This is a genomic window from Pedobacter sp. GQ55 (assembly GCF_059758925.1).
Map to the genome: position 1 here is coordinate 470,097 of NZ_JCAXEI010000001.1, position 19,846 is coordinate 489,942.

At 40.8% G+C, this 19,846-nt stretch carries 12 protein-coding genes; 7 read left to right on the forward strand and 5 right to left on the reverse strand.

All coding sequences use genetic code 11. The features are described 5' to 3' along the window. Position 1: 1 nt before the first annotated feature. A complete protein-coding gene (locus AC6CH7_RS01930) occupies positions 2-1,957 on the forward strand; it encodes a RagB/SusD family nutrient uptake outer membrane protein (protein WP_498261075.1) in 1,956 nt (651 codons plus the stop codon). Between the two features lie 66 nt (positions 1,958-2,023). Here the strand turns inward: AC6CH7_RS01930 and AC6CH7_RS01935 are convergent, their stop codons facing one another. From AC6CH7_RS01935 to AC6CH7_RS01945, 3 genes are read right to left on the reverse strand one after another with little or no spacing between them, the layout of a single operon-like run. After that, a complete protein-coding gene (locus tag AC6CH7_RS01935) occupies positions 2,024-3,121 on the reverse strand; it encodes a glycoside hydrolase family 43 protein (protein WP_498261076.1) in 1,098 nt (365 codons plus the stop codon). Positions 3,122-3,145: 24 nt separating this feature from the next. Further along, positions 3,146-6,007, reverse strand: coding sequence for a glycosyl hydrolase 115 family protein (locus AC6CH7_RS01940; RefSeq protein WP_498261077.1), 2,862 nt, complete (start codon positions 6,005-6,007; stop codon positions 3,146-3,148). Positions 6,008-6,017: 10 nt separating this feature from the next. After that, positions 6,018-6,773: an SDR family NAD(P)-dependent oxidoreductase gene (locus tag AC6CH7_RS01945; RefSeq protein ID WP_498261078.1), complete on the reverse strand. Its 756-nt coding sequence runs from the start codon at positions 6,771-6,773 to the stop codon at positions 6,018-6,020. A gap of 664 nt (positions 6,774-7,437) precedes the next feature. Here AC6CH7_RS01945 and AC6CH7_RS01950 point away from each other — a divergent pair. The 3 genes from AC6CH7_RS01950 to galB all read left to right on the forward strand — a co-directional run bounded on the left by AC6CH7_RS01950 (position 7,438) and on the right by galB (position 16,522). After that, positions 7,438-11,598, forward strand: coding sequence for a hybrid sensor histidine kinase/response regulator transcription factor (locus AC6CH7_RS01950; protein WP_498261079.1), 4,161 nt, complete (start codon positions 7,438-7,440; stop codon positions 11,596-11,598). Positions 11,599-11,897: 299 nt separating this feature from the next. Next, complete coding sequence (locus AC6CH7_RS01955) at positions 11,898-13,730, forward strand: sialate O-acetylesterase (RefSeq protein WP_498261080.1); 1,833 nt, start codon at positions 11,898-11,900, stop codon at positions 13,728-13,730. Between the two features lie 8 nt (positions 13,731-13,738). Then, on the forward strand, positions 13,739-16,522 hold the full coding sequence (gene galB, locus AC6CH7_RS01960) for a beta-galactosidase GalB (protein ID WP_498261081.1): 2,784 nt from the start codon (positions 13,739-13,741) through the stop codon (positions 16,520-16,522). A gap of 36 nt (positions 16,523-16,558) precedes the next feature. Here the strand turns inward: galB and AC6CH7_RS01965 are convergent, their stop codons facing one another. Continuing rightward, on the reverse strand, positions 16,559-17,320 hold the full coding sequence (locus AC6CH7_RS01965; protein ID WP_498261082.1) for a LuxR C-terminal-related transcriptional regulator: 762 nt from the start codon (positions 17,318-17,320) through the stop codon (positions 16,559-16,561). A gap of 167 nt (positions 17,321-17,487) precedes the next feature. Between AC6CH7_RS01965 and AC6CH7_RS01970 the strand changes: the two genes are divergently transcribed. The 3 genes from AC6CH7_RS01970 (at position 17,488) to AC6CH7_RS01980 (ending at position 19,431) form a co-directional block, all read left to right on the forward strand. Continuing rightward, complete coding sequence (locus AC6CH7_RS01970) at positions 17,488-17,850, forward strand: SnoaL-like domain-containing protein (protein ID WP_498261083.1); 363 nt, start codon at positions 17,488-17,490, stop codon at positions 17,848-17,850. A 60-nt stretch (positions 17,851-17,910) separates the two neighbouring features. Beyond that, positions 17,911-18,774 carry a glycoside hydrolase family 16 protein gene (locus AC6CH7_RS01975; protein WP_498261084.1) on the forward strand — a complete coding sequence of 288 codons (864 nt, stop codon included), beginning with the start codon at positions 17,911-17,913 and terminating at the stop codon, positions 18,772-18,774. A gap of 96 nt (positions 18,775-18,870) precedes the next feature. Beyond that, positions 18,871-19,431 carry a DUF922 domain-containing protein gene (locus AC6CH7_RS01980; protein WP_498261085.1) on the forward strand — a complete coding sequence of 187 codons (561 nt, stop codon included), beginning with the start codon at positions 18,871-18,873 and terminating at the stop codon, positions 19,429-19,431. On the opposite strand, the gene AC6CH7_RS01985 is transcribed toward AC6CH7_RS01980, so the two are convergent. Next, positions 19,428-19,823 (reverse strand): energy transducer TonB, encoded by a 396-nt coding sequence (locus AC6CH7_RS01985; RefSeq protein WP_498261086.1) that lies wholly within the window; start codon positions 19,821-19,823, stop codon positions 19,428-19,430. The genes AC6CH7_RS01980 and AC6CH7_RS01985 overlap by 4 nt on opposite strands. Positions 19,824-19,846: the final 23 nt, after the last annotated feature.

A 19,846-nucleotide genomic window follows, 5' to 3' on the forward strand; every position in this document is an offset into this window, starting at 1 on the left:
TATGAAACATACTCATATAAGAAAAATTGTAGGCGCGTCCCTTATAGCGCTATTTATGGCTGGATGTACAAAAGTTTTGGACGAACAGCCCCGTGCGATATTTACACCCGAATACTTTAAGAGCGAAAAAGGTGTCATGGGAGGAATAACGTCTTTATATGGCCACCTTCGCAATATATACGGACAGGGATATTATTATAACGCATGTTTGACCGGTACGGATGAGTATACTTATGGTCATGGTGGAGATGGGAACTTTAAAGACATGGACCTTTCCGGTGTAGGCTCTCTTACACCATCAAGTAGCAGATCTGATGTATTGTGGAACGAAGCATTTCGTAATATTAATACCGCTAGCGGTATCATCGAAAATGCCACCGAAGTGGGAACCATTTCTAACGCACTGATTGCAGAGGCAAGGTTCTTTCGTGCATTTGACTACTTTATGCTGGTACAAACTTTTGGCGGTGTACCTTTGGATTTGGGTGCAGGTGAGTTGAAGTTTAATACCTCAACTTCAAGAAGTTCGGTCCGTAATATTGTTCCTGAGGTTTATACCAAGGCTGTTTTTCCTGATTTGCTAATTGCAGTAAAAGATTTGCCGGACGTAGGGCGTGTCACCGGAGGTGTCACTAAAACACTTGCCCGCCTTTATTTGGCAAAAGCTTATCTGACCTACGGGTGGTGGCTGGAAAATCCAAAGAACATTCCTACCTATCCGGAATCGCCAAGAACCGATTCTGATGGGCATAATGCCCTGTGGTATTTTCAACAGGCATACGATGTTGCAACTGCGGGGATTGAAAGTCCAGGATCTTTTCGTTTGCAGGGAACGTATTATGATGTGAATCTGGGAGCGAACGATCGTAACAGCGAGATTTTGCTATATGCCGACCATACTGAGGGCAGTGAATATTACAATGGGGGAAGCCATAGTTATGGTAGTGGTGCAGCTCCCGATAATTTTGCGGTTTGGATGGCTACCTGGGACTATACATTTCTTGAAAGTGCAACGAGTGCGGCATGGACTTCGACTGTGCGGTCGGTACAGCGTGAGGCGGCACAGGCTTACGGCAGGCCATGGAAATGTATGGCACCTACTATTGGTGCAATTACAAATACATTTGCGGATAAGACTAATGATTCGCGCTATGATGGAACGTTTGTTACTACTTACCGTGGTAACTGGAATAAAGGAGGTGTAACAAACCCGGTTTTATACAATGCCAATGCCTTGCAAGTAAAGCCAGGTGAGGCAATACTTACTTTCCTTGACCAAGAGCCTGCTTCGCCTATTAATTATTCTAATTCCGTATATAAAAGTAATGTTGGAGCAGGTATATTGCCAGGAAGGGCGGATTATGTTATTGCACCAAGTGGCATTAGCAGGTATGCGTATCCAAATCTTTGGAAGCTGGGAATCTACCGGACTGACAATGGTACAGGCTTAGGACAACCCAATGGAGGCAGTACCCGTCCGTTTAATATCGCTAAATTCTCGGAACTTTACTTTGTTGCAGCCGAGGCTGCGGTAAAAGGTGCAGCAACAACAGCTAATAAAAGCGCCAGAGATTTAATAAATGTGATTCGGGGCAGAGCTGGTAAGTGGCGTTTTAATAATAATGGCAATACTGTAAAGGCAGAAGATCACAGTGCGGTTATGATAGCAGCTACCCCTGCAACAATAGATATTGAATATATTTTAGCAGAGCGATCACGTGAATATTATGGAGAGGGATACCGCTGGTACGATTTGGTGAGAACTCAAAAGTGGGCAGAAATTGCGGGTTCTTATAAAATTGGCGGATCAAACGTTGGCGATCATAATGCACAAACGATTACCAGAAACATTCAGCCTTATTTGTATCTGCGACCTATACCGCAAGGTCAGCTTGATGCTATGGAAATGAGTGGAGCAGAGAAGACTGCTTATCAGAATCCGGGTTACGCGAATTAGTTTCATAAAAGAAGGTGTATTTGATTTTGCAAATACACCTTCTTTTTAATTTAATAATGCGCTATTTTACTTGAGCATAGGTTTAATCAATTCAATACTTCCATTCGCATGATGCTTAAGTTCGGTTACCTTAATGTTTCTTAGATGCGTTTTATTAGATAATTGGGTATCATGATAATAAATATACCATTTGCCATTGAGTTCAATGATAGAATGATGGGTAGTCCAGCCCTGAACAGGATCCATAAAAGTTCCCTGGTAGTAAAAAGGACCATATGGGGTGTCGCCGATGGCATATGCAAGGAAATGGGTGTCTCCGGTCGAATAGCTAAAGTAGTATTTGCTATTGTATTTATGCATCCAGCTTCCTTCAAAAAACCTTCTGTCGTGGTCTTTAGTTAACAGTGGCTTACCTTCTTTATCCAATATCACTACATCTTTTACCGGTCCGTCAAAGCTCAGCATGTCGGTACTCATTTTGGCTATTTTAGCGGTAAGAGCCGGCTCATTTTCTTTACCTGAATCGGTTTTGGAGCCATTGGCGTTATAGTTTCCGTTATTCCATCGCTGCAACTGGCCTCCCCATATACCGCCAAAATACATATAAGAGTTGCCATCTGTATCGGTAAAAACCGCGGGGTCTATACTATAACTCCCTTCAATTGGTTTGGCTTGGGCCTTAAATGGTCCGGCCGGGTTTTTTGCAGTAGCTACCCCAATTCTAAATACGTCTTTTTTATCCTTAACCGGAAAGTATAAATAATAGGAGCCGTTTTTAAATGCGGCATCGGGTGCCCAAAGTTGCCTGCCTGCCCAGGGAATATCCTTTATGCTTAAAGCTACACCGTGGTCGGTTACTTTCCCGTTAATACTGTCCATGCTCAAAATATGATAATCACGCATATCAAAATGATCGCCATTATCGTTCTCCGGGGTTCCCGCTTCAACATCATGCGAAGGATAAATGTATATTTTGTCATTAAAAAGATGTGCTGATGGATCGGCAGTGTAAATTTCAGTAATCAATGGTTCAGACAAGAAATTTGTTTTTTTTGTAGTATCACTTGTTCCCGATGTAACCGCATTGCTGTTTTGTTGGCAAGCGCTTGTAGCCAGAATAGCCACTATAAAGGCTGCAGAGGGATATTTTTTAAGTTTGTTCATGAGTTTTTGGTTGTAAATTGTTATTTATTTCGAGCTGCTTTTAAACGTTTCGGCTGGCCCCAGATAGCTTGGCTTTAAACCGCCCAGGTCAAGCACGAGCTTTTGCAGTACAACACCGGGGCTCACCCTCCAGTACTTTATGGTGTGTTTTCCGGGCTTATTAAATTTTAAAGGTGTTTTAAAAATTTTAATGCTGTTGGCAACAGATGCTCGCCAGGCGGTTTCTGTGCTGTACCCGGTACTGATGTTTACTGTTATGGCTGGTTCATCGTCTACAGAAATGGCAAACTTCAGACCATCAGAATTGGTGAAATCTATGGTTGGTGAAATAAAGTTGTTTAATGTAAATGTGCCGGCATTATCGAGGTAAATGTCATAAGCTAAATGCGCTGTGTTTTTATCTGGCTTTTGCTCGGCGGCGGTTACCGGAACTGAGATTACCCCACCTAAAGTTTTACCGTAACCAGGAATGACCTTCCAGTAAACAGGCCTGCTGTTTACTGCTTTTGAGTAATTAGGACCTTCAATAGCGATATATCCGTTTTGTGGTACAAATACATTCCCTTCTTTGTCATTAAATGTTTTGTTATTGTTGGTTTGCAATGGCATCGTTATTCTACTTCCGTCGCTTCCCGAAATGGTGATCAAGGATTCTACAGCACCCGTAGGTGCTTTCTGCCAGTCAACGCTTAGGTAAATCCGTTTTTCCTCCTTCAGTATGGCCTTTTTCTGATCAATTAAAATATATGAGGGGGCTTTAATGTTGTATGTTAAGGTGCCAGCTCCTTTATTGAAAATTTCGAAGTAATGGGTGTTGTTGGTTAGGTTATTCAGCACCGGTAAACTTCTATTTATCCGGGTTTTTCCGGTCCAGCTGGTATCTGCACCTTCAATTGCCAAACCCAAACTGGCTTTGGCAGGCTCAATTTTATAGGTTCGGGGCATAACATTTTGCTCAGGCTGCTGCCAGCCGGTATAGCCTATATGCGTCTGATCCATCATGTGGTCCCATTTGCCATTTGCCATCTCCTTGTTGTAATAATGACTGATCACTGCGTCTCTTTTATAAAGGGAATCGGCTTTGCTGGCCAGGACATTAGTGCGTATTCTGCCTTGCTTGGCATAAAGCTTATTTTTGGCTACAACGTAATAAAGTTCATTTAGGTTAGCGCTGGCTTCAATCTGATGAAGAACTAATTGGTAATAAGCATCTTTCTGATCTTTAGATATTAGGTTGTAAATAGATCGCGCCCTGTGTTCAAGGTTTTTAAAATCAGCTACAACATTTTCAAATTCCCGGTAGTTAATTAAGCTGTAAGTGTTTTCATTTAAGAGTTCGGGTTTGATCCGGCCACTGTATTTCGAATAAGTATCTAAAATCGCTGCAATTTCAGACGCATAGGCCGACCCGAATTGCTTGTTGCACCAATCTATTGTATATTGTTTCAGCTTTTCTGCCGGAATGGCATCAGGTGCCCATGCATAATCCAGAAAGAATTCTATGGGGAACTCCATGGGTTTTAAATCACCGACGTTTACAATCCAGATCTGGTTGGCCTGATACTGGTACGCAAGATTCATCTGTTCCCATACCTTCTGAATGGGATTGGTATTGATCCATTTGTAATTTCTTGGGTCACCCACGTAATCAAAATGATAGTAAATGCCATAACCACCCGCTCTGGGCAGCTCATTTAAAGCAGGAAGCTTTCTGATGTTACCCCAGTTGTCGTCGCAAAGCAGCAGTGTCACATCATCAGGCACGCGCATTCCCTTATCATAATAGGATTGAACTTCTTTATAAAGTGCCCAGATTTGAGGTGTTTGAGCAGCTGGCTTTCCGGTTACCTTTGCTATAATATCACGTTGATCTTTAACAATTTTTTCGAGCAGGGCAGTTGCCGTTCCTTCGGTCATGGGTTCATCGCCATCACCGCGCATACCAATAGTTATAATTTGTTCTTTATCTGCAACGCGTTTTAGTCCGCTTTCCCAAAAAGCTTTTAATTGCTCCGGGTTTTGGTCATAGTTCCATTTCCCACCTTTGTATCTTTTCCATTCGTCATGTGCACGCGTCAAGGGTTCATGGTGTGAGGTGCCAATTACTACACCATATTCATCGGCCAGAATGGGATTCATTTTGTCGTCGTCGTTAAAAGCATTTCCCCACATTGCAGGCCATAAATAATTACCCTTAAGGCGAAGAATGAGCTCAAAAACTTTTGAGTAGAATTTATGATTGAAGCCGCCGAATTCCTTGTGTGCCCATCCTGAGAGGGCAGGGGCTTCGTCATTTAAAAATATACCCCGGTATTTCACCGCTGGAGAAGCAATTACGTAACGGCCCGGCATGGCAAATAAACTATTGCTTTTCTGTACAGGAACATCGGCCCAGTAGTGCCATGGAGAAACACCAATCTGATAGGACAGTTCATAAATTCCATATATTGTTCCCCGTTTGTCGCTGCCTGCAATAACAAGGGCACTATCTACACCCGGTATGGGATTTTTTACTACCTGAATCAATGTGCTTTCCCAGTTACCGGCAATCCCCGCCACCTTAATTTTATTGGACTTTATCAATTGATCTATAAGGTTACTGGTTCCGATAGTGCCAATAATAATGGCCATTGGTGCGGTTTGTTCGCTTAAAAGATCGGCAGTTACCCCTGTTACTTTTCTGATGTCGTCTTGCAGATCTTTAGCTGCCCTTACTACACCTTTCCACTCATTGTTACTTAGGATAATTGTCGCTGATTTTTGTTTTTCCACAAGGCAAAAACTGCCGGGAACATATTTTTTAGAAATGAACGGGTTGGTGCCGGCAGCCAAACAAAAGGTGCTTAAACTGCTTATCAGCATAAAAAAAATAGTTGCTTTTATCATATTCTTCTTTTTAAAATCCAATTGAGTTTCCACCATCAACCGGTAAGATCACTCCGGTAATGTATTTTGCTGCAGCAGATGCAAGGAAAGCTGCGGCAGCCCCAATGTCTTCGGGTTTTCCAAGATGTCCCATTGGAGTGCGCGAGTAGACCCTTGCTTTTCTTTCGGGATCAGCATCCAATGCCTTGGCTGACATGTCGCTGTGAATAAACCCCGGTGCGATTGCGTTAACACGGATTCCCTTTGGAGAGAGCTCTACAGCCATTGCTTTTGTCATGCCATCTATTGCGCTTTTTGCCGCGGTATATGCAATTACTTTGGGTATTCCGTATTGCGCCGCCATAGAGCTGATGTTGATAATGCAACCGGAGTTAACGGCAAGCATTGTTTTGATCACTTCTCGTGAAATGCTGAATACAGATAAAACATTTGTTTGAATAATCTTCGCGAAGTCGGCGTCTGTTACTTCACAGAACTCCTTTTTCATGTTGATGCCGGCATTATTTACAAGTATGTCAATCTGTTTGTGTTTGCGTGTTATTTGTTTTATGAGAGGAGGAATCTGGCCCAGCTTGTCCAGATCAAATGCAATTGTTTCACATCGGTCTCCAAATTTCTCTTTGGCTGCTTGTAGCTTTAACTCGTCTCTGCCGATAATTATAGTATAAATGTTGTTGTTGATAAATTCTTCTGTGATGGCGAGACCTATTCCTGAGCCACCGCCAGTAACAATAGCGACTTTTGGCCTGTTCTTATATGCTTTCATTGACTGGTGTAATATTGATTAATTGCAGCTGGATTTTATTGATCAGTAAATTCATCGTTAGTAATGTAAAAATATGCAGCCCGGAAGGGTATAGGGTGTTCGTTTGTTATTAATAAGAGAACAAATGTTTAATAATTTCATGAAACAGAGTGTTGTTTGCCTGTGTGCAAACATTCATCGCTTTAAATTCAAGAAGTGAGGCTGGTTTCTTTTTGTTAGGCCAGTAGTTTTGAGCTGGTTCTAACTTTTTTACACGGACATGCGTATTCTTTTTCCTACTTAGTTGTACTGGTTGCTGTATCCGATATAGACGGTGACATGTTGGACTAACAGTAGACAGGTTTTGTTTGTGTTTATCGTTCAATTGCCATTATGTTGATACAGATGTCTCTCTTTTGAGATTAAGTGCAAAGAGAGATTTATCGCGAATGACTATAGCTATTTGAACTTATGTAGCACTAAATTGAACATTTGTTGCTGTTATATGTTCAATTTGTAGGTACTTTCGTTGCCATAACCAAATATTCCTCTTGTATCTGTCTTCCTAAATTAAAAGATTTATTGGGAATTTATGGAGCTTTGCAGTCATTTACCTTGGGTTTTCTCAAAATTTATAAAGTACTGTGAGGCATAATTATTATGATTAACTTTAGGTAACTAAACGATGATGCTGAACCGGGCCATTTTAAAAAGTGCTTGCTGTTTTTTATTGAGTACTATCTGGATATTACATTCCGGATATGCACAACAGCAAAAAATAAACTTTACCTCGCTAAAATCTAAGGACGGGCTTTCCTCTAATACCGTTAACGCGATCTTAAAGGACCGTTACGGATTGATGTGGTTTGCAACCGAAGATGGGCTCAATAAATTTGATGGCACTAATTTTACTGTTTATAAACACAAGTCTGATGAACCGAATGGTCTGCAATCCAATGATATTCGGGTATTACACGAAGATAGAGCCGGTAATTTATGGGTTGGTAGTTCGGGTGGCTCACTGAGCTTATATAACAGAAAAAAAAATTCTTTTATAAATTTTCCGGGAAATACTAAAAATGGCTTAAGCAGTGACATCATACGTGGCATTTGGAGCGATTATACTGGTAAAATATGGGTCGCAACGTATGATGGCCTCGATGTGCTCGATCCCAAAAGTAAAAAGATTGAGCGGCTTTCTATTCAATTCAATCCTCAGACAACACTGCCTGTTGTGCGAATAAATTGTCTTTTTGAGGATAGTAAACACAGAATGTGGATTGGAGCTTATGATGGATTACATTTATACAACAGAAAAACGAAGTCATTTGAACACTTTCAAAATTCTGCCTTAGATTCCGCCAGTCTGAGCAATAATTTTGTGTCGGGAATTACCGAAGATAGTTTTGCGAATTTATGGATAGGTACTAAAGGCGGGCTAAGTATGCTGCTTCCGGATGGAAAAGGTTTTAAGAACTTTAAACATAAGAAGGGGGAGGCCAATACCCTGAATAGCAATAACATTCAGGCGGTAGCCGCAAACGACAGCAACCAATTATGGGTGGGCACAGATGAGGGTTTAAATACCCTGGATATTAAAAGTGGTATAATTACACAGTATAAGCCAGACTCGAGAAATATTTATAGCCTGATTGGTAAATCCATAACCTGTATATACATAGATAAACAGGAGATCTATTGGGTGGGATCTTACCGTGGGGGCATCAACAAGTATGATAACAATCTTAATCTATTCCATCTAAAACAAGGTAATGTTTTCGATCAGAGCGGGCTGAATTCGTCGGTTGTAACTTCGTTTGTCGAATACAAAGATGACGAGATTTTTGTTGGAACAGACGGCGGTGGTCTTAGTATATTTAACCGGCAGACGGAATTATTCAGACATCTTAAGATTCCGATTACCAGTGGAAACACATCCGCTGACATTGCAGTAATGGGTATGGAAATGACCAGATCTAAGAAATTGTATATCGGAACCTTTTCCAAAGGTTTGTTTGTTCTGGACTTGTCCACAGAAAAATTCAGTCAATTTAAGCGTGGTGAGCATGCTAGTGATTTAAGTTCCAACGATATATTTTGTATTAAGGAGGATAGAAAAGGCAGAATTTGGGTTGGCACAAACGGCGGTGGCGTTAATGTACTGAATGCGGAGAATAAGGTTATCTTTAAATATGGTGAAAGTACTCAAGCTGCAAATAGAGGCGGTTATCCCATAAATAACTATATCAGATTTATTGAAGAAGATAAAGCTGGTCATATCTGGATTGGTTCCTATGGGACGGGGATTGCATTATTTAATCCAGGTGACAATAAGTTTACACTTTATAATAAAGCTAACAGTAAACTGCCCAACAATCTTCTATTATCTATCCTGGAAGATAGTAAGGGGAATATTTGGGTAGGAACATTCAGCGGAGGATTAAGTCTGTTTGATCAGAAAACAAATCAGTTTATTACTTTTTCTCAAAAAGAAGGTTTGAATAATGCTACTGTTTATGCAATAGTTGAGGACATACAGGGACGAATCTGGGTGAGCACTAACAAAGGTATCAGCAGTTTTGATCCGAAGACTAAAAAGTTTACCAACTATACCATTTTTAATGGTGTTCAAAACAATAATTTTGTTCTTGGAGCTGGCTTCAGGTCGTCAGATGGGGAGATTTTCTTTGGAGGCGCCGAGGGTTTTAATTATTTTAATCCACAGTATTTTAAGAAAAATAAAAATGTACCATCTGTTCTTTTTACAGATTTACGAATCTCTAATAATTCGGTAGAAGCATCAGCTGATGGGCCTATAAAAGAACATATTTCTGTTGCTAAGGATATTTATTTGGATTATAAACAGAATTTTTCGCTGAGTTATGTCAGTGTAAACTATACCGCGCCTGAACAAAATAGATATTCGTATCGATTAGAGGGGTTTGATAAGGACTGGATTGAATCGGGTACTTCTAAAACCGTCTCTTATACTAATCTTGATCCGGGAGAATACGTGTTCCATGTAAAGGCAAGCAATAACGATGGGTTATGGAATAAAGCGGAAACTGCTATAAAAATACATGTAAAACCTCCTTTCTGGCGTACGATATATGCGTATGTTTTGTATGGATTGATCATTATAGGCTCACTGCTTTATATCAGACACAGAGGAATCCAAAAACTGAAGCTAAAATTTGCCATGGTTCAGGAAAAAATGAAGGCAGAGCAGGAGCGTAAAGAGGCCGAACGTTTACGCGAACTGGATAAGCTTAAGATTAAGTTCCTGACTAATTTAAGTCACGAGTTTCGGACCCCGCTTTCTTTAATAATGGGCCCTGTTGAAAAGTTGTTGTCGGAAAAGAAAGATGAGACGGTTAGCGGGCCTTTAAATATGATTAAGCGAAATACAAGGCGATTACTAAACTTAGTGAATCAAATTCTAGATTTCAGAAAAATGGAGGAGCATGAATTAAGATTGAATGCTTCTGATACTGAGCTTGTTTCTTTTATTAAAGAGGTTCTGGAATCTTTTAATGACCTAAGTGAGCGCAAGCAGATACAACTTGTATTTAAGAGCCAGATTAGAGCCTTTTATACTTCATTTGATCAGGATAAAATAGAGCGGGTATTGTTTAACTTGTTATCCAATGCTTTTAAGTTTACCCCTCTGCATGGTACCATAACCTTAGAATTAGAGAAGAATGAGCATACCGCTGGTGCTTCGGCACCATCAATAGTTATCAGGGTTTCCGATACAGGTATTGGTATTGCTGCCAATGTAAAACAGAAGATATTTGATCGTTTTTTCCAGATCGATACAACCGCCTCTATTTTGAACCAGGGGAGTGGTATAGGTTTGTCAATTGCAAAGGAATTCGTTAAAATGCACGGTGGAAACATTACTGTTGAAAGTGAACCAGGAATGGGAAGTAGTTTTATCATCGATCTTCCTTTTAATCCAACCCAAGAGATGGACGAGATGACCATAGATTTTTCGGCTTCAACAAAACCTGTACTGCACTCAGAAGTATTTGAGACCCACGGGAAAATTGCTGACGGAGGTGAAATGCCATCAATTCTACTGATAGAAGACAATGAGGACTTTAGATTCTATCTTAAAGACAGTTTAAAATCATTTTATAAGATCTACGAAGCATCTAACGGACAAGAAGGATGGCAAAAGACGCTGGCACATCATCCACAGGTGATTGTCAGCGATATTAACATGCCATTTATGAATGGGATAGAGTTGTGTTGCAAGGTAAAGCTTGATAAGCGCACCAACCATATCCCGATTATACTATTAACAGCATTGACTGCCGAACAGGAGCAGATCAGGGGGTTGGAAACCGGAGCAAATGATTATTTGACCAAGCCCTTTAATTTCGAGATTCTGAACGCCAAAATTAAAAATCTATTGTTTTTAAACAGGACACTAAAAGATACTTATACTAAACAGATCAGGATGCAGACGCCCGAAATTTTAATAGAATCCCATAGCGATAGATTATTAAATAAGGTAGTTCTGTACATTGAAGAAAACCTTAACAATCCGAGGCTTTCTGTTGAAGATTTAAGCAAGCATGTAGGGATGAGCAGGGGTTCATTATACCATAAAATACTAGAATTAACAGGTCTGTCGCCTGTGGAGTATATTAGGTCTGTTAAATTGGATAAGGCTACCGTTTTGCTTGAAAGGAGCGATCTGAATGTATCACAGATTGCTTATATGGTAGGTTTTGCGACGCCAAATTATTTTGCAAAATCCTTCAAAGCCAAGTTTAATATGCAGCCTTCTGAGTTTATGAGCTTAAAGCGTAAAACAGGTAATATGCAATCTATTTAAGATGGTTTAATGCGGGCTTGGGGAAAGGGGAGCGCGTAATTTTAGCTAGCATACGCGGATTGACTTAAACGTTTGAACAAATATAAAGCACAAATGTTGAAATGTGCTGTTTGTTGGCCAAAGCGCCTTGCCGAAATAGAATGAAGTCTATATTTTAGCCCAGAATCATAATTGATTTTTACATGAAAAATGGGTTTATGAACCAAATTAAGCGATTTTCAATCTTTATATTCTTTTGTTTTTTGCTGGCTGAAAAAAGCGGGGCCCAGATTAGGCTTCCAGCTTTAATACGCGACAGTATGGTGCTACAGCGTGATACGCCTCTTAAAATTTGGGGTTGGAGTTCGCCTGGAGAAAAAGTGAAGGTTAGTTTTAACGGTAATATTGTAAGGTGTACTGCTGGCCCTGATGGAAAATGGCTTCTCAAACTGCCGGCCACCAAAGCTGGTGGGCCGTTTAAAATGCAATTCACCGGAAGAAACTCCATTGTATTAAAGGATATTTTGATAGGTGATGTGTGGTTATGTGCCGGCCAATCTAATATGGTCCATCAAATGAAGCTGCACAACATTACCTATGCTACAGATATTGCAGAAGCAGACTATCCCGAAATCCGGCAGTATTGGGTTCCCACAGCAACCAGTTTAACCGGTCCGAAAGAGGATCTTCCGCAGGGCTATTGGAAATCAGCAAATCAAAAGGATGTAAATGATTTTTCTGCTGTTGCTTATTTCTTTGCCAGACAAGTGTTTAAGAAGTATGGAATACCTATAGGCATCATCAACTCAAGCGTTGGCGGAACACCCATTGAAGCATGGACAAGCGAAACAGGATTAGAAACAAATGAAGCGTTAAGAGAAACAATTAAGCGTAATAAAGATACTGCCTATATAGCCGGACTTAACCGAATGACTAACACCGCCAGAAATGTAAAAAAAATAGATAAAGGATTGGCAGAGGCCGTAAAATGGTATGATCCGCGATATGTACCTAAAGGATGGAGAAATATCAATATACCAGGGTATTGGGAAGATCAGGGCGTACATGATCTGAATGGAGTGGTTTGGTACCGCAGAGCGTTTGAAGTACCTGCAGAAATGACCGGAATACCAGCGCGACTTTTTATGGGCAGAATAGTTGATGCTGACAATTTTTATATAAACGGAAATGAGGTGGGGAGAACAGCATATCAGTATCCGCAGAGAAGATATGATTTGCCCCCGGGCATATTAAAGTCAGGGAAAAATATTTTTGTAATCAGGGTGCAAAATACGGCCGATAATGGAGGCTTTGTGCCTGATAAACCTTACTATTTGCAGGCCGGTGATCAAATTATTGATCTTAAAGGGTATTGGCAATATAAGGTAGGAGAAACATATCCGCCAATACTTAAAAGAGATGGTTATGGTATTTCAGCACAGGGACAACCTACAGCCCTGTATAATGCGATGATAGCGCCTTTAGCCAATTATGGGTTAAAAGGAGTTCTATGGTATCAGGGCGAAAGCAATGTAGGAAATGCTAAGGCATACAATATACTGCTTCCCTCCATTATAGCGGATTGGCGGGATAGGTTTAACAGACCCGATCTTCCTTTTTATTATGTACAGTTGCCAAATCTTGGAGAGATGAACTATCAACCTGTCGAAAGCAATTTGGCTTTAATAAGAGAGGCAGCATTGCAGACCTTAAAACTACCTTATACTGGAATGGCGGTTACCATTGACCTTGGCGAGTGGAATGATATACACCCCGATAATAAAAAGGATGTAGGGGAAAGACTTGGTTTAATTGCCAGGCATTTTAATTACAACGAGAAGAAGCTTATTTACTCCGGACCACTTTTTCAATCTTCAAAAATCAAGGGAAATAAGATCATTGTCAGTTTTACCAACATAGGAGGGGGCCTTATTGCCATTGATGGAGAACCACTTGCTCAATTTGCTATTGCAGGTGAAGACAAAAAATTCATATGGGCCAACGCTGAAATTGAAGGCGATACAGTAGTAGTATGGTCAGATCAAATTAGCAGTCCAAAGTATGTTCGTTATGCCTGGGCAGATAATCCCGTTGATCCGAACCTGTATAATCTGGAAAAACTGCCAGCTTCACCGTTCCGCACAGATAAGTGATCGTTATTATGGAAAAATATTATAGAAGCCATCTTTTCAATTTCAAGGCATGGAACACTTTGTTCGCATTAGGATGCCTGTCTTTGTTTTTCAGTGCCCAAACACTTGCGCAAGAGCTGCCCTCTGGCGTCCGAAGCACAAGCAGGGAGCGCATTTCTATTAACCAGGGATGGAAGTTTTATAAGTATCAATCAACGGAAAAAGCGGATAGTTTAATATACGATGTACGCCCCGAAGTTAAGGATGATGAGGATGGTAAAGCTGCTGATGCAAAACCAACCCAGGCTGTAAAAGTTTTATCCGATAAGCATATTCTTAAACCCTGGATACTTCCAACAGGCAACCAATTTATCAAAGATCCCTCAAAAAGGTATACACGTCCATCAGGAAACCCTGGTAGTGATTTTCCATTTGTACAGTACAATTTTAATGACAACGACTGGGAAAGTTTAAATCTACCTCACGACTGGGCCATCAAAGGGCCTTTTTATAAAGGATGGGATACCGAAATAGGTGGGGGGATGGGTCGTTTACCGAGCCAGGGCGTTGCATGGTACAGGAAAAAGCTGGAGATTCCTGCCTCTGATGCAGGGAAGTCTATCTTCTTAGATTTGGAGGGTGCAATGTCTTATGCTATGGTATGGCTTAATGGTAAGCTGGTCGGTGGCTGGCCTTATGGCTACAGTTCCTGGCGGTTAAACCTTACACCATATATTGTTGCTGGTGGGAACAATCAATTGGCTATCCGTTTAGACAATCCGGCAAGCTCGTCCCGTTGGTATCCCGGTGGTGGAATTTATCGCAATGTCTGGCTCACAAAAACAAGTCCTGTGCATGTAAGTCAATGGGGTACTTTTGTAAAAACGCGTAATGTTTCCAAATCAGCCGCAGTTGTTGATGTAGCGGTTGAAATTGAAAATACCTCAGATATAGACGGAAACTTTGACATTTCAACAGACATCTATATACTGGATGCCGGGGGGCGTAAATCAGCAAGACCTGTGGCAACAATAAAGCCCGCAAGCGCTTTAATTAAATCACAATCAAATAAAACTTTTTCAGGGTCTGCGACCATTTTAAAACCTAAATTATGGGGTCCGCCTCCTAATCACTATCCTAACCGCTATGTTGCTATTACCACGGTTTCCTCAAAAGGTAATACTGTTGACAACTATCAAACAACCTTTGGAATTCGTGATCTCCGGTTTGATGCAAGCAAAGGGGTGATTATTAATGGTGAACGGGTATTCCTTAAAGGTGTAAATCAACATCATGACCTTGGAGCCTTGGGTGCCGCATTTAATCGGCGGGCAGCTGAGCGCCAGCTTGAAATGCTCCGCGACATGGGCTGCAATGCGATTCGAATGGCCCATAATCCGCCTGCTCCGGAGTTGCTTGAGCTTACCGATAGCATGGGTTTTCTTGTGGTGAATGAGATTTTCGATGTTTGGGAGCTAAAAAAAACTCCACACGATTTTCACCTTATATTTCCGGACTGGCATGAGCAGGATTTGCGTGCCCTTATTCGCCGAGACCGGAATCACCCTTCTGTGATTATGTGGAGTTTTGGTAACGAAGTTGGCGAGCAGTATACCGGTGAACAAGGAGCATTGCTGGCGAAAAAATTGAATGAGATTGTAAAAAGCGAAGATTCAACGCGACCGACTACAATATCTATGAATTTTGCGAAACCACATATGCCACTACCGGATGTTGCAGACATCATTAGTCTGAATTATCAGGGAGAGGGAATTCGAAATGCACCTGCATATAGCGGGTTAAAAGGGATCAATACCCCGCCCTTGTTTCCTGCTTTCAGAGAGCAGTTTCCCAATAAAATGATATTAAGCAGTGAAAATGCGGCAGCTTTAAGCAGTCGCGGTGAATACTTGTTCCCGGTAGCCAATGAGGTCAGCTCACCTGTGAAAGATGGGTTTGGCGGGGATGCTAAAAATCAGCAGATTAGCGCCTACGAGGTATATTCTGTTGATTTTGGTTCATCTGCTGATAAAGTGTTTGCTACAATGGATCAGCATCCTTTTGTAGCCGGAGGCTTTGCCTGGAGTGGATGGGATTATCTTGGGGAACCAACTCCCTACTATTTATCACGCAGCTCCTATTTTGGCATCATAGATCTTGCAGGATTTAAAAAAGATCGTTTTTACTTGTATCAGGCGCGCTGGCGGCCGGAATTGCCGATGGCGCATATTTTGCCACATTGGAATTGGCAGGATCGCCTTGGTGAGGTTACACCAGTTCATGTATTCACCTCTGGTGATCAGGCAGAGTTGTTTATTAATGGCAAATCACTTGGACGAAAAAAAATGGGGAAATATGAATCCCGCCTGCGCTGGGATACGGTGAAATATGTTCCGGGAGAACTTAAAGTGGTGGCTTACAAGAATGGAAAGAAATGGGCGCAGGACATGGTAAGGACTACAGGCAAGGCTGTTGGCTTATGGCTTTCTGCAGATCATCAGACTATCCTGGCTGACGGAAAAGACCTGTCATTTGTCACCGTTCGTGTAACCGATAAAGATGGGAGAATGGTGCCTCGTTCAAAACAGGTTATTCAATTCTCAATTGAAGGTCCGGGTGAGATTGTAGCAACAGATAACGGAGATGCAGCAAGTCTTGTCCCATTCCATTCACCAGAGCGGGAAGCTTTTAATGGGCTCTGTTTGGTAATTGTCCGTGGAAGGTTGGGACAGACTGGAACGATAAAGCTAAAAGCGATGTCCAGCGGCCTTGAAAGTGGTGTTGTTTTGTTAAATTCTGTAAGCAAGAAATAAATGCTGAGGGCTAAGAATAGAATCAATTTTATAGCACTAAACCAATCCCTGCAGCACACTGTTCTTAATCAATTGTGCAGTGTTTTTGCATTCAGATTTTTCCAAAATATTTTTGCGATGTTTTTGAACGGTTTGTTCACTTATGAAAAGTTTTTCGCCAATTTCATAACTGTTTAACCCTTCAGCGATGTGTTTGATGATGTCAATTTCCCGTTTTGAAAATTGCATAGCATTCTTTGACTGGTCATCCATACCCACACCCATGTTCATAAAAGAAGGCTCACCATTTAAACCGATCAGTGAGAATTTAAAAGTATTTAAATTGGTTAAATGGTCGATAAGGGTATGGATATTAAGCGATTTCCCAAACTTGCCGGAGGGATCTAAAGTGAGCATTAGCGCCTGATGGTTAAATAATGCATATTCCCCATTTTTCAGTTTGCCTCTAAGACAATAATTTACCTTGTACTTAAGCAGTTTATCTGCGCCAATATTTTTATAAAAGAAACTGGCTACAGCAGCCTCTGCTTTGACAATAAAATCTGTATCCTCTGGATGACCGATGCTCAAAATATCATTAAAGGTTACCGTTTCAGGATCCAGACCATGTATCTCATAAATTGAAGGACTGACGTTCGAGATGGACATGTCATGAAAGTCAATAATGTAATAATAGAAGGAGCCTGTACTGATAATTGAATTGGTTAAATCATCAAAGCTTATTTGCGGAAAGGACGTGTTTTGATCAGCTCTGTTGATTTCCCATACTTTGTGGAGCTTTTGTATTTCGGGCTTCATTCTGAGGTTTGTTTGCGTTAAATTAAGGCTAATTTAGCTAAAAAAGCTTGATCTACAGCGTTCTGATTTTTATTTACGATGAATACCAAAATAACCTAAACATAACATTTGATAAACAATTAGAAGGCAGATTTGTAATAACTTAGAGATAACTTAAATATAATCGTATGAATACTCAGGAAGTAGCTGACAAATTAGTACAGCTTTGCCGTGACGGCAAGCACGCAGAAGCCATTGATGAACTGTATGCCGACAATGTAGTTAGTAAAGAGCCAAAAGGCTCTCCGATGGAATTGACAGAAGGCAAGGATGCAGTTAAAAATAAAACTTTGCGGTGGGAAGAAAGCCTAACAGAAATCCATAGTGCTTCGACCTCAGACCCTCTTGTTGCAGACAACCATTTTTCTATCGTTATGGATATAGATGCCACCTATAAAGAGCATGGTAGAATGCCGATGAGCGAAATTTGTGTTTATGAGGTTAAAGACGGCAAGATCGTATCCGACGAATTTTTCTATAGAATGGGTTAGAATGTTGCAATAAAACTCAGAATGGTTACCTTAAGGGGATGCATATCACCTGCATTAAAAATGAATATGGTAAATAAAATGATTTGCATCCCTTTTGCTTTTGCCCTTGCTGGAACTGTAAATGTATCGGCACAGCAAGCAAGCCCAGAATCGATCTACACAAAAGAAGGTTATAAGTTGGTCTGGGCAGATGAATTTAACAATAATGGTAAACCTGACACCACAAGTTGGAAATATGAGCAGGGATTTGTGCGCAACGAAGAATTGCAATGGTACCAAACGGATAATGCCTGGTGTGAAAACGGGCTGCTCGTTATTGAGGGAAGAAAAGAAACCAGACCTAATCCGGGCTTTAAAAAAGAATCTGGGGATTGGAAAAGTAGTCGTGAAAATGTTGAGTATACCTCCTCAAGCATAAATACTAAAGGTAAACATACCTGGCAATATGGACGTTTTGTGATGCGGGGCAAAATTGATGTCAGTTCCGGGCTATGGCCGGCATGGTGGACACTTGGTGTATCTGGAGAGTGGCCATCTAATGGTGAGATAGACATTATGGAATATTACCGGGGCAAAATACTGGCCAATATTGCAGTTGGAACTTCAAAGAAATATCATGCTGAATGGCACAGCAAAACCAAGTCCATAAAGGAGCTGGGTGGAACGGAATGGGCATTGAAATTCCACATCTGGAGGATGGATTGGACGGAAAAAGACATCGCTTTATATGTAGATGACCAACTGTTGATTAAAGTAGATATGGATAAGCTGTACAACAAAGATGGCAGTAATATACATCCATTCAAACAGCCTCATTATATGTTGTTGAACCTTGCCATGGGAGGTATGAACGGTGGCGAACTTGCAAATACCAAATTTCCCAACCGTTTTGAAGTTGATTATGTACGTGTTTACCAGAAGTAGTCAGGTTTCCGTTCGTGTTTAATGATGGTGGGAGAAGGTCAAAATGACTGGCACTATTATTGGCCTTATTGAGCGTCATCACAATGGTAATCTCCTATGGATATCAAGTTATTTTTTCCTTTTATTTCTTTGCTAAAAAGATCTGTATTTATTCTTTTGCTTTTGGCTCAGGCTCATTCTTTTGCTCAAAGCAATATTTCTAAAGACATTCCGGTAATTGACATTAGCTTTTTCAAAGGTCCTGTACCTAATAATACATCCTTTGCAAGCATGACATATATTGATTACAGTTACGGTTTCAACATAGAGCGTAGCCGACGTTCCCAGGAGGTGAAAGTGAGGGTCGCCTTGAATATCAGTCCTAATAGTGCCCGGAGTTACCTCGACAGATCGAGAATAAAAAAGGAGAATTTAGATCAGCTAATCGCTCATGAACAGGGGCACATTGTTATCGGCTTCTTTATTGGCAAGAAGGTTCAGGATGCCCTAAACGCCAGCCATTACACCAAAAATTATAAGGAAGAAATCAAAGCCAATTACAAGAAGTATTATCAGGAGTTCGAGAAACTGCAGCATCAGTATGACGAAGAAACCAACCATGGTTCAGATAAAGAAGCCCAAATAAAGTGGAACAGAAAAATTCGACTGCTAGATTAAATGCCAAAGCCAACAGGCATATTTAGTAACATACGCACTGGTTTTCCCTTGTAAATCGCTGGTTCGGTAAATGATGTTTTTTGAACTGCAGCGACTGCAGCTTCATCACATCCATGACCAAGTTTTCTATCAACTTTGATGTTAGATATACGTCCATCCAATTCAACTATGAATGACAAAAATACCCTGCCTTTAATTCCACCCTCCTTTGCGCCTTTAGGGTATTCCAGGTTAGCATTTACTGCTTCGTAAAACTTTTTCATGCCACCTTTAAATTTAGGCATTTCCTGAACTACCGTAAATTCATATACTGTAGTGTCTGATTGTGATTTTTCTTGAGCCAAGCCAGTAAGGCAAATGACAGTACATAAGAGCGTTAACAGTAATTTCATATCGTAAAATAATTAAAATTTGC